The sequence below is a fragment of the Sphingopyxis sp. P1IMeth2 genome, from assembly GCF_900185685.1.
In the GTDB taxonomy this organism is placed as follows: domain Bacteria; phylum Pseudomonadota; class Alphaproteobacteria; order Sphingomonadales; family Sphingomonadaceae; genus Sphingopyxis; species Sphingopyxis terrae_A.
Genome location: NZ_FYAT01000004.1, coordinates 24,023 through 34,851, shown reverse-complemented (window position 1 = coordinate 34,851; position 10,829 = coordinate 24,023). Strand labels below are relative to the sequence as shown.

Here is a 10,829-nt window from a genome sequence, read left to right as displayed (position 1 = left end):
GAACTCCCATACGGGCCCGCAGCCTCCGATGCTGCATTGCAAGGCCGGACAGATGGCCGCATCCGACTACGTGCACTACCTCCAAAAATCGCTTGCGTCTTTTGGGGCGTCCACAGATGGGAAGCGGTCACCCGCCATTTTCGTCATCCCGGCGCAGGCCGGGATCTCGCCGGTGCGCTATTTCGTTAGGTAGAGATCCCGGCCTGCGCCGGGATGACGATGGAAGAAAGGTCGGCGGACGACCGCAATCGGTCGCAATCCGCCAACCCGCCGCCCAATCACCCCGGATATCGGATCGCAAGCCTGTCCGCGGCCGCGACGGCGGCTGCCCGCGCGTCGTCGGTGGTGCCACCCGCGACCTTGGCCAGTGCCACCCCCATGCGGCGATAGGGCCGCGTGACGGGTTTGCCGAAGAGGCGCGCGTCAACGGAGGTTTCGGCGTTCGGCGGCGTCAGGGCTTCGGCGAGGCCGGTGATCGCGAAATCACTTGCGTCGCGGTCGGCGAGCAGCACGGCGCTGGCGCTGGGGTGCGGCACGTCGACCGGCGGGATCGGCAATCCCAGTATCGCGCGCGCGTGAAGGTCGAATTCCGAATATTGCTGCGAGATCAGCGTCACCATGCCGGTGTCGTGCGGACGCGGCGAAAGTTCGGAGAAGATGACATCGTCGCCCTTCACGAAAAATTCGACCCCGAAAATGCCATGGCCGCCGAGCGCATCGACGACCTTCGTCGCCATCGCCTGCGCGGCTTGCAGCGCCGCCGCCGACATGGCCGCGGGTTGCCAGCTTTCGCGATAGTCGCCGCGTTCCTGCCGATGTCCGATCGGCGGGCAGAAGGCGACACCGTCCGGGTGGCGCACCGTCAGCAGCGTAATCTCATAATCGAAATCGATGAAGGCCTCTGCGATCACGCGCAGCCGGTCGCCGCGCATCCCGGCGGCCGCATAATCCCATGAGGCGTCGATTCCGGCGGCGTCCTTCACTGTGCTCTGCCCCTTGCCCGAGGAGGACATCACCGGCTTCACGACGAGCGGAAAGCCGATCCGCGCCGCGGCGGCGGCGAGTTCTTCGCGGCTGGTCGCATATTCGAAGGTCGAGGTCGTCAGGCCCAGCTCGCTTGCGGCAAGGTCGCGGATCGCATCGCGGTTCATCGTGAGCTGGGCCGCGCGTGCCGACGGGACGATGTGAAACCCTTCGGCCTCGAGTTCGGCCAGCACCTCGGTCCGGATCGCTTCGATCTCGGGCACGACATGGTCGGGGCGGTGCTTTTCGATCGCGGCACGCAGCGCGTCGCCATCGAGCATCGAGAAAACCTCGGCCTCGTCCGCAACCTGCATCGCGGGGGCGCCGGCGTAACTGTCGCACGCGATCACATGGCAGCCGAGCCGTTTTGCCGAAATGACGAACTCGCGGCCAAGCTCGCCGGAACCGAGCAGGAGAATCTTTGCGGTGGGGGTCATTCGGGCCAGCTTTCGGTATCGTGGTCGGGATGTTGATGATTGGTCGCCGCGATCGCCGCAACAAGATCGGCCATGGTTTCCTCGGTCGTGCCTTCGGCCTGGATCGGCAGATCGGCAAAGACCGGCAGGCGGGCCTCAAGCCCGAACTGGAAACGCGGCGCGAAACGGTTGGGGTCGTCGAACGATCCCGTCGTCAGATTGATATGCTTGCTCTCGAAATAATCATAGAGCAGCGGCGTGCCGCAATCCGCGCAGAAGCCGCGCGCCGCCTTGTCCGAACTGTTGAAGGTCGCGGGCATCCCGCGCGTCCAGACGATGGCATCGCGCGGAACGCCGATCAGCGCGATAAAGAAATTGCCAGCGGCCTTCTGGCACATGCGGCAGTGGCAGATGTGCGACGTGTCGAGCACCGCGCTGACGCGATAGCGCACCGCTCCGCACTGGCAGCCGCCGGAGGCATCGACCTCAAGTCGTTCAGGACTACCCATGATGCGTCACTCCCATGCAAATATTTATCGCTCCGTGAGGCGCCGATAAATATTTGAAAAAAATTGGTCAGAGTTGACCGACAGGCGCCTCGTCAGATTCTTATGCTTTTGAAAATGAGCAAAAATTTGCCGATTTTAAAGTCTCGCTTTCAAGGGCAATCGGTAGAGCTAGATGATGAATCCGGCTTTTTTTCCGGTCTCCGCCCTTCCAATCGAATCGCTGATGCCGGAGTTATTCTCTTACATCGACCAGTTCAATTGTTGCTTCACTGCCGGACTTGGGCAGCGATACCGCACATACCGTCAGTCGATCTGCCTTCCCCCAACTATTCTGGCATGCAACGTCCGCTTCGTGCCTCATGTCGGCCGTTCCGACATAGATTGGTGAGCGTCCGAAGGTGGACCTTGCACATGCGGCGGATTCAAAAGGTCCCTTCGGTCGGCCATATGAACGAACGAGCCGGTAGTATCTTAAAGCTCCAGCGGCGCCATCTATGGATGTGCGGAAGGCGCGGCGTATGTTGTCGCAGGCCTGAATCACAAGGAGATGAGGACGACTTTTGGGGCTGTTCGACCTCACAGGGAAGGTCGCGCTGGTGACCGGCGGCAATGGCTGTATCGGGCTCGGTGATCCACCGCATTGCCGAGGAGGGCTATCGCATCGTGCTGGGCGGAGGGCATTTCGAAACCATTTGAGCAGCTTGTGGCTATCCGGACGAAGACCAGGAGCTTCGCCAAAAGCAGCGGCAGCGCGGCCTTGACGGGGCCTAAGATCAGGGAACATTCGTTCGCCTCGATATTTGCCACGCAATTTTCCTACGTGCCAAGGGGTTGGCGCGCGGTTCGCTGCGACGATCCGCGTGCTCTGCCAATCCACCCGGTGGCGAGGCAAATTGATCATAATCGCGTGCTGCCTGCCCGCCGATCCAGGTGCATGGCGACAACGTGGCGGGACGCGGTCATGTGGCGCAGCTCCTACCCTACCGATATTATATGGGGAGTCCGGCCTGGCGTCTTGCGCGCTGCTGTCAGCCTTGGCGCCCTTGCTTGGTCACCCCCGCGGCCAGTCCGCCGGCAACGGCGCTGCGCAGGCAACGCTCGATTGTCTCGAGCCCCGCCTCGGTCAGCGAGAGGAGAACGACGCGGGCATCGCTCGCGGCGCGTCGGCGTTCGATCAACCCCAGTTCGGTAAGCTTGCCGATCCATCGCAGCGCCGTCGTCGCGGGTACGGCGGCGGCAATGCACAGGCTGTGCACGCTGACCGCGCGCCGTTCGCCGCGCTGGATATAGAGATCGAGCAGCATGTCCCACGCCGGCTCGGCAAAAATGTCGAGACCGAAGATCTGCTCGCGTCGCCGCCTGAAGGCATATTGTGCTTTGGCAAAGGCGAGTAGAGGGGCGTCGATGTCGCACTCGACGAGGCGCAAGGTCGGCGTCTCGCGCTGCCAGCTCATAGCAGCCCCCTTGCGCGCATGCTGACGACACGGCCCCCGCCGACGATCAGATGATCGTGCAAGCGGATGTCGACCGCGGCAAGTAGAGCGCCGATCTTGGAGGTGAACGCCTCGTCGGCAGCGCTCGGCTCGCTCGAACCCGACGGATGATTATGCGCGAGAATCACCCCGTGCGCCCCCGCCTCGAAGGCATGCGCGAGAAGCGTCCGCAGCGACGCGGAGACATGCGTTATCGTCCCTTCGGCGATCTGCTTGTCAGCTATATAGTCGGAGGCGCTGTCGACAAAGATCGCATGAAGTCGCTCGGTCGAGGCGTTGGCCAGTTGGAGTAGCAAATAGTCGTGCAGCCGTGGATCGCCGACCTTTACCGGGCTGCGCGCGATCTGTTCGCGCAGCCCGGCCATGACAAGCGCGCGCGCTGCGGCGATCGAGCCGGCAAGCTGCGCGTCACCATCAAGAACGCCTGACAGCTGTCGCGGCGAAGCAGCGAGGGCGCGGCCCAGACCCCCGAAATGCGTGATCAGCTGCTGGGCGGCCGTGGACGCGCGCTCGGCGGCGAAGGGGGCGAGGAGCTCCGCCAAGACGGATACGGCCCGTGGCGCCGCCGCCGCCGCGCGTGGCGCCAGATCCCGAACCCCAGGATCGGCAAGATGATATAAAAGGGGCCATAAATCATCAGGCCGTAGGCGAGTTTTGGAAAGCTGCTCGTCAGTTCGCGCGAGAAATGTCCGATCACCGAGACGAGCTGGAAGGCGGCTAGCCATAAAGGATATATCCTGTTCGCCCAGAGCGCGACGGCAATGAAGCCCGCCGCCATCATGAGGTCGAATGTCAGGTGACCGAGGTCGACCGATCCGTAGATCGCGCCATGACCCGCCAGAAGGTGATAGACGGGGTCGGCAAGGGTCACGAAGCCAAGAATCGCCACGCAGATCCGTTCGGGTGCCGCTCCCCAGCGCAGCGCTGCTGCACCGAAGAGAAACATCATCACCAGATTTGCTATTTGAAGCCGGTCCATCGGCACAGCGTGGCGCCGCGCGGCGGACGGGTCAACGCCCGCGCGGCTCTGAGGCGCGCCGATGTCTCGTCGGCGCCGCGAATCTGGTGACGAGACCGCTCCATAAACTGAGTGTTGCCTTCATTGTCTTTCCCCTCGCAGCGGCGCCCGCGGCCGATGCATTCCAATGGACAGGGGATCGGTCAGCCGTTCACGATATCCGCAAGCGCTCTGGCGACGCCAAGGCCGACCGCCAGACTGGCAAGGATCGCGAGCAGAATGATCGCGATCGCCGCACCGCGGGATAGCATGGCGTTGCTGCCATCGAGCATCCCCGGGACGACGCGCGGCTGCGGCATCTCCTCGGCCCAGGGCGCATCCACCCGAACGGCGATGCTGTCCCGAAGCCTGGCGGCCGTCTCGCCCGCATCGCTCCCGTCCCCTGTCTTCCCGAATGCAGCGCGTGCGCCTAGCTGTATAAATCCGTCATCATTTTCTACACATGGTACGGAGGCCTCCGCATCCGGCGCCATGCGATCGCGCCAGTCGCGATAGCGCCGCACAAGCTCGTGTCGCGTAATGCCGCCGAGGCGCAGACGCAGCACTTCGATGCGCCGGTTGATCGCGGGCTCGCTGACCGCGAGCGCACCCGCGATCTCCTTGCTGGTACGATTATTGGCGAGCAGTTCGAGCACGGCCCGCTGCTTTTCGGTCGCAAATGTAAAATCGTCTTCGCCGTCGCCCACGCGCTTCCCTCATCGGTGTTGAACCTAGCATAACCATCTGCGCAGATCGCAATCAATGGTCGGGAGTTTTTTGGTTAAATCGGGGCGTCGAAGGGCCGGGATGCCGATTATGAACCGCTGCACCTTTCAGGATATGAAACGCGTTGCCTGAAGGCGCTGGCTGCCTTCGGCTCACGCTTTTTTGTTGAGCGCTTGACGGATAGCCGCCGACGACCCACATTCCCCTTATCGTTCAACAACGGAAAGGAGGTGGTCTGATGTCTCATTGTCATATGCCGCATGCGGCAACGCTGATGAGCTTGGCCTCCGCCATGGAGCGGCCGCTTATCTGAGCAAAGCCCCTGTTGGCTGACAATGGAAAGGCCGTCCCGCAAGGGGCGGCCTTTCACGTACCGCGATCAGCGAGGAGGACCGAGATGGGAGATAGCGCGCGCGGCGCGCGCCGCCAGATCGGGCCCGCGGCCGATGTCGATGATCGCGAGACCGTCAACCGCCGCGACGATCATCGCGGCGACGGCCTGCCGATCGGCGGCCTCGTCAATCGCAAGATGCGTCTCGACCCATGCCAGGAAGCCGGCCAGCATCGCTTCTGCGATGGCGGGGAATGGGGCTTCGCCGCGGCCCGCCGCTGCAATCATCTGAACCCATAGTCGCATATAGGGCCGGATTTCGGCGCGCGTGACGAGTGCCCCGGCCCGTTCGAGGAGGGCAAGCGGCGCGAGCCTCTCGCCTTCGCCGACCGCTTCGCCAATATGCCCGGCAAGGTCCGCGGCGATCCGCTGCGCGGCGCAGCCCAGCACCTCGGCCTTGTCGGTGAAATAATAAAGCAGCATCCGGTCGCTGACCGCCGCCGCGCGCGCGAGCTCGCGCAAACTCGTTTGCGCGAGCCCATGGTCGAGCAAATGCGCTGCCAGAGCGACCTCGACCCGTGCACGCTGTTCTTCGCGGCTGACCATCTTCACCTCTTGCGCCCGCTGCTAGCGATCGATATGAATGTAGCAACTGCTACATGGATTCGCATCCGATGATGTACGGACCTGACCATAAACTGTTCGAGCTTGCGCCCATTGGCGCGGCGCTGGTTTTTATCGCCTTCATCTTCATCAAAATCGCGCGCCCGGCCAGAGCGCGCGGTAGCTGGCTGCTGGCGGCGGCAGCGTCATCGCTCTTCGCGATCTGGAGCGGTTACGCCGCGCTTACCGGCGGCTGGGCCGGCTTTTGGCCGCTTCATCAGGCCGGCGTTTGGGGCAATCAGATCTGGTTCGATCTGCTGCTCGCAGTCGGCACAGCCTGGTCGCTGCTCCTGCCGCGCGCGCGATCGGTCGGGATGCGGGTGGTCCCTTGGACCCTCTTCGTCGTTGCGACCGGCAGCATCGGCCTTTGTGCGATGCTCGCGCGCTGTCTTTATCTGGAAGCATCGCCGCAGGGCGAATTGGGAGGGGATTTGGCATGACCTTGTTTCGGCTGTTTCTGGCGACCTGTTTGGTCGTCATCATCGCCTATACCGGCGTCACCATCGCGCATCACGGCTGGAATCTGCTGCCGGTCTTTTTCGGCGACATGGCGGGGATGCGTTGGCTCGGCCAGTTCAATCTCGACTTCTTCTGCTTCCTGCTGCTCTCCGGCATCTGGACCGCGTGGCGGGGGCATTTCAGCGCGGCATCGCTTCTGCTGGGCCTCGTCGCGGTTTTTGGCGGGATGCTGTTCCTGTCACTCTATCTCTTGTGGCTGAGCTACCGATGCCGCGGCGATGCGCGGGCGATGCTGCTCGGTCCGGTGCGCGCACAAGGCTGAACCATGACGCCGATGCTTTACGTCTCGCTCCTGCTCAACGTCGCGGTCCTCATACCGGTTTGCCTGGGTCTTGCGCGCGGCGCCCGCTGGGCCGACGAGGCATGGGGGGCGCCGAGTCCGGCGCGAGGCATATTGCTCAGCATCTATGCCGCGATCCTGATCCTGTCGGTGCTGCTGCTGTTGTTCGGCCAGCCGTTGCTCGCCGCGCCACTGCTCGCGGTGCAGATACTTTACAAGCTGATGGCGCCCTTCATCGTGCGAGACTGGCGCAATCCTGTCATCCTGAGCAATCTCGCTATCGCGGCGGTTCATTGCGTAACGCTTGCCGGGCTTTGGTCTGGCTTGCGCCTCTGAACATCCGCTTCACTGTAAAGAGCGCCCCCGCCGCGCGGCGCGCAGCAGGGGGCGTCTCGCTTCACGGCATCAGGACCGCGTCGATGACGTGGATGACGCCATTCGACTGCAGAACGTCGGCGGGACCGATCTTTGCCTTGCCGCCCTTGGCGTCGCTGACATACCAGCTTCCGTCCTTTTGCCAGACGGTAAGGGCTTCGCCCTCGACGGTCGTCAGAACGGCCTTGCCGCCGTTGGCCGCCGCCTTTGCCGCAATGTCGGCCGCAGTCAGGCGTCCGGGTACGACGTGATAAGTCAGGATCCCGGTAAGCTTTGCCTTGTTTTCCGGGAGAAGCAGCGTGTCGACCGTACCGGCGGGCAGTTTTGCAAACGCCGCATCGGTTGGCGCGAAGACCGTGAAAGGCCCCGGCGAGGCGAGCGTGTCGACGAGACCGGCGGCCTTCACCGCCGCGACCAGCGTCTTGTGATCGGCTGAGGCTGCAGCATTTTCGACAATATTCTTCGTCTCGTACATCGCGGCGCCGCCGACCATGGGATTTTTGGCGTGGGCGCCGGTGGTCGCGAGCGCAGCAGCGGCAAGGGCAAGAGTGACGTGCGAAATCTTCATCGAACATTCCTTTCCTGAATTTTTCGCCCCGGATGGGGGAGGGGCAGTGAAGCTACGGAATGGCTCGGCGGGCGGATGCACCCGCTAGATAAAAATTATCGCGCCGCGCGCGAGTGGCGGTCCGCTGGGCCGGAGGTGCGGCGTCGTCGAAGGTGCCTCGATCGTGATCGCGAACTCGCTGCCGCTCTGAACGAGCGGCCTGAGCGCGCGCGGCATGATCATTTCCGAACGTCCTTGCGGTGCAAGCTGGCCGAGCGACACCGGCGCCCTGCCGGGCCGCAGGATCCAAAGTTCCGGGCGCCCCGGCCCCGGCAGTGCTCCCGCTATCTCGACGCGCATCCGGCCCGACTTGGCCGCATAGCGCGCTCCGACCACCAGGTCGGGACCGACCAACGTCGCGACCGCAAGGTTCGGTGCACGGCGCGCCTCGGGGGAAGGCCAGACCAGAACGGTCAGCATCAGAAGGGCCGCTGCCCCTGCCATCGCCATCGAGGCGCGCGGCCAGCGGCTCTGCGACGCCTTCCGCGCATCAATCGCGACGGCGATGCGGGCCCAGACCTCGCGCGGTGGTAATTGGTCTTCGACCTGCCAGGCAAGCGCGCCGAAATGCTCTTCCCAGGCCGCGACCTCGGCGGCAAAGCGCGCGTCGCTTGCAAGGCGGGCGGCGGCGATTGCCTGCTCATCCCGCGATAACAGGCCGAGCACCAGCTCCGCGGCGAGCACGTCGGCGGTGGCGGAACGACCGTCAGACATCGCCGAGGCAGGCGCGCAAGCGAACGAGCGAGCGCCGGATGATGCTCTTGATCGTGCCGAGCGGCAGCGCTTCGCGCGCCGCAAGTTCGCGGTAGGAAAGCCCCTCGAAAAAGGCGGTCCGCAAAAAGCCCGCGGCGCGCGCATCGAGCGCCGCGAGGCAGCGGTCGATGGTCGCGCGGCTGTCGCGCTGGTCCAGCAGCGCCTCCGGACCTGCGCCTTCGTCGGCGCGCAGGCTCAGCGCGTCGTCGATCGGTTGCTGGCGCAGCAGGCCGCGTGCTTCGGCCGATCGGCGCCAGTCGATCGCGGCATTGCGCGCTATCGCGGCAAGCCAGCTGATCGGGCTCGCGCGCCGCCGGTCGAAGCGCGCCGCATTTTCCCAGATCTTGAGATAGGCGCTCTGCAGCACATCTTCCGCCTGCGCCCTTTCGCCGCAGATTCTGAGGCAGATGCCGAACAGTTTCGCCGAGGTTAGCCGGTAGAGCGTGCGCATCGCGTCCTCGTCGCCGCGGCCGACCGCCTCGATTGCGCGCACCAGCCGGGCGCGCGCAATTTCAACGACCGTCTCGCGATCGGCCTGCATAATGGGGATCGCGGTTGCCACGGCGTCAATCCGCAACCGCGAGTGCGGCGGCATCGAGCATCAGCCCGGCGGTGGCCTTGGCGCTCGCGACGACGCCGGGAATCCCCGCGCCGGGGTGGGTGCCCGCGCCGACAAAATAGAGATTGTCGATCGCGTCGTCGCGATTGTGCGTCCGGAACCACGCACTTTGCGTGAGCGAGGGCAGCAAGCTGAAGGCGCTGCCGTGATGCGCGGCCAGATCGGCCGAAAAATCGCGCGGCGTATAGTGGAAGCGGGTGACGATCCGTCGAGAGAGATCGGGCAGCAGCCGTTCTTCGAGCTTGGCGATGATCTTGCGCGCGAGCGTCTCGCCTTCGCGGTTCCAGTCGATCGCGGCGTGGCCGAGATGGGGGGCCGGGACGAGCGCATAAAATGTGCTGCGCCCCGGCGGCGCGAGCGAGGGGTCCGTCGCGCTTGGGTGATGGAGGTAGATTGCGAAATCGTCGCTAAGCACGCCGCGGCGATAGATATCGTCCAGCAGTTCGCGGTAGCGCTCGGCGAACAGGATCATGTGATGGGGAACGCCGGGATAATGGCCCTCGACCCCGAAATGCAGAACGAACAGGCTCGGCGACCATTTCTTGCGGCCGAGCCGTCGCGCCATCTTTCGCCCCCGCCCGCCAGCGAGCAGGTCGCGATAGCTGTGCATGACGTCGGCGTTCGAGGCAATGGCGTCGGCGCGCAGCGAATGGCCGCTCGCGAGCGTCACCCCCGTGGCCCGGCGGCCTTCGCTGTGAATGCGCACCACCTTGTCGCCGAGACGAAGGCGGCCGCCCAGTCGCTCGAACTGGCGGACCAGTCCCGCGACGAGCGCGTTGGTCCCCCCTTGCGCGAACCAGACGCCGCCGTCTTTTTCGAGCTTGTGGATGAGCGCGTAGATGGCGCTTGTCGCCATCGGATTGCCGCCAACGAGCAGCGTATGAAACGAAAAGGCCTCGCGCAGCCGCGCATCCTTTATATGCGATGCGACGGTCGCATAGACCGATCGCCAGGCGCGCTGTTTGGCGAGCGCGGGCGCAGCCTTGAGCATCGAGGCGAAATCGAGAAACGGCACCGCGCCCAGCTTCACATAGCCTTCGGCATGAACCGCTTCGGAATAGCGCAAGAAGCGCTCGTAGCCTGCGACGTCGGCAGGGTTGAAGGCGGCAATCTCGCGGCGCAGCGCGGGTTCGTCATTGCCATAATCGAAATGGCTGCCGTCGGGCCATTGCAGGCGGTAGAAGGGAGAAACGGGCAAGAGCGTGACATCGGCCGCCATATCGGCGCCGGTGAGCCGCCAAAGCTCCGCAAGGCAGGCGGGGTCGGTAATGACCGTCGGTCCCGCGTCGAAGGTGAATCCGTCGCGCTCCCACACATAGGCGCGGCCGCCCGGCCGGTCGCGCGCTTCGACAAGGTCGACGGCAACGCCGGCCGACTGGAGGCGAATGGCCAGCGCCAACCCGCCTATTCCGGCTCCGATCACGATTACGCTGCGCACAGATAATCTCCTTGGATGGTCGAAGCTTAGGCCGCGAGGGCACGCCGGGCGACCTGTCCTTTGGGCGGTATGTGCCTCAA

The 10,829-nt window shown here is 64.4% G+C and carries 15 protein-coding genes; 4 read left to right on the top strand and 11 right to left on the bottom strand.

Features of this window, described 5'->3' with window-relative positions; translation table 11 throughout:
• Positions 1 to 193: hypothetical protein (locus P1IM2_RS18785; protein ID WP_222103000.1), on the top strand; the 193-nt coding region annotated here is incomplete at its 5' end.
• 85 nt (positions 194 to 278) lie between these two features.
• Here the strand turns inward: P1IM2_RS18785 and purT are convergent.
• The 7 genes from purT to P1IM2_RS05745 form a co-directional block, all read right to left on the bottom strand.
• Positions 279 to 1,460 (bottom strand): formate-dependent phosphoribosylglycinamide formyltransferase, encoded by a 1,182-nt coding sequence (purT, locus tag P1IM2_RS05775; RefSeq protein WP_186401779.1) that lies wholly within the window; start codon positions 1,458 to 1,460, stop codon positions 279 to 281.
• Entirely contained in the window at positions 1,457 to 1,948 is a 492-nt protein-coding gene (locus P1IM2_RS05770) for a GFA family protein (protein WP_186401778.1), read from the bottom strand. Before P1IM2_RS05770 ends, purT begins: the two co-directional genes overlap by 4 nt.
• Positions 1,949 to 2,976: 1,028 nt before the next feature.
• Positions 2,977 to 3,402: a winged helix DNA-binding protein gene (locus P1IM2_RS05765; RefSeq protein WP_186401777.1), complete on the bottom strand. Its 426-nt coding sequence runs from the start codon at positions 3,400 to 3,402 to the stop codon at positions 2,977 to 2,979.
• A complete protein-coding gene (locus tag P1IM2_RS05760; RefSeq protein ID WP_186401776.1) occupies positions 3,399 to 3,806 on the bottom strand; it encodes a JAB domain-containing protein in 408 nt (135 codons plus the stop codon). The genes P1IM2_RS05765 and P1IM2_RS05760 overlap by 4 nt, the downstream gene beginning before the upstream one ends.
• Before the next feature lie 116 nt (positions 3,807 to 3,922).
• Positions 3,923 to 4,393: a hypothetical protein gene (locus P1IM2_RS05755; protein ID WP_186401775.1), complete on the bottom strand. Its 471-nt coding sequence runs from the start codon at positions 4,391 to 4,393 to the stop codon at positions 3,923 to 3,925.
• 209 nt (positions 4,394 to 4,602) lie between these two features.
• The gene (locus tag P1IM2_RS05750; RefSeq protein ID WP_186401774.1) at positions 4,603 to 5,094 is read right to left on the bottom strand and encodes a LuxR family transcriptional regulator; all 492 of its coding nucleotides are present in this window, start codon (positions 5,092 to 5,094) and stop codon (positions 4,603 to 4,605) included.
• Positions 5,095 to 5,543: 449 nt separating this feature from the next.
• Positions 5,544 to 6,101, bottom strand: coding sequence for a TetR/AcrR family transcriptional regulator (locus tag P1IM2_RS05745; protein ID WP_186401773.1), 558 nt, complete (start codon positions 6,099 to 6,101; stop codon positions 5,544 to 5,546).
• A 68-nt stretch (positions 6,102 to 6,169) separates the two neighbouring features.
• Here P1IM2_RS05745 and P1IM2_RS05740 point away from each other — a divergent pair, with 68 nt between their 5' ends.
• Genes P1IM2_RS05740 through P1IM2_RS05730 form a run of 3 tightly spaced genes read left to right on the top strand, consistent with a single transcriptional unit; the run spans position 6,170 to position 7,293 of the window.
• Positions 6,170 to 6,598 carry a hypothetical protein gene (locus tag P1IM2_RS05740; RefSeq protein ID WP_260833930.1) on the top strand — a complete coding sequence of 143 codons (429 nt, stop codon included), beginning with the start codon at positions 6,170 to 6,172 and terminating at the stop codon, positions 6,596 to 6,598.
• Complete coding sequence (locus P1IM2_RS05735) at positions 6,595 to 6,939, top strand: hypothetical protein (RefSeq protein WP_186401772.1); 345 nt, start codon at positions 6,595 to 6,597, stop codon at positions 6,937 to 6,939. The genes P1IM2_RS05740 and P1IM2_RS05735 overlap by 4 nt, the downstream gene beginning before the upstream one ends.
• A 3-nt stretch (positions 6,940 to 6,942) precedes the next feature.
• Positions 6,943 to 7,293 carry a hypothetical protein gene (locus tag P1IM2_RS05730; RefSeq protein WP_186401771.1) on the top strand — a complete coding sequence of 117 codons (351 nt, stop codon included), beginning with the start codon at positions 6,943 to 6,945 and terminating at the stop codon, positions 7,291 to 7,293.
• A 61-nt stretch (positions 7,294 to 7,354) separates the two neighbouring features.
• Here the strand turns inward: P1IM2_RS05730 and P1IM2_RS05725 are convergent, their stop codons facing one another.
• The 4 genes from P1IM2_RS05725 to P1IM2_RS05710 form a co-directional block, all read right to left on the bottom strand.
• Positions 7,355 to 7,900, bottom strand: a complete 546-nt coding sequence (locus tag P1IM2_RS05725; RefSeq protein ID WP_186401770.1) for a fasciclin domain-containing protein — start codon at positions 7,898 to 7,900, stop codon at positions 7,355 to 7,357.
• Positions 7,901 to 7,984: 84 nt separating this feature from the next.
• Positions 7,985 to 8,653, bottom strand: a complete 669-nt coding sequence (locus tag P1IM2_RS05720) for an anti-sigma factor domain-containing protein (RefSeq protein WP_186401769.1) — start codon at positions 8,651 to 8,653, stop codon at positions 7,985 to 7,987.
• Positions 8,646 to 9,233, bottom strand: coding sequence for a sigma-70 family RNA polymerase sigma factor (locus tag P1IM2_RS05715; RefSeq protein WP_260833929.1), 588 nt, complete (start codon positions 9,231 to 9,233; stop codon positions 8,646 to 8,648). Before P1IM2_RS05715 ends, P1IM2_RS05720 begins: the two co-directional genes overlap by 8 nt.
• Positions 9,234 to 9,258: 25 nt before the next feature.
• The gene (locus tag P1IM2_RS05710; protein ID WP_186401767.1) at positions 9,259 to 10,749 is read right to left on the bottom strand and encodes a phytoene desaturase; all 1,491 of its coding nucleotides are present in this window, start codon (positions 10,747 to 10,749) and stop codon (positions 9,259 to 9,261) included.
• Between the last annotated feature and the right edge of the window lie 80 nt (positions 10,750 to 10,829).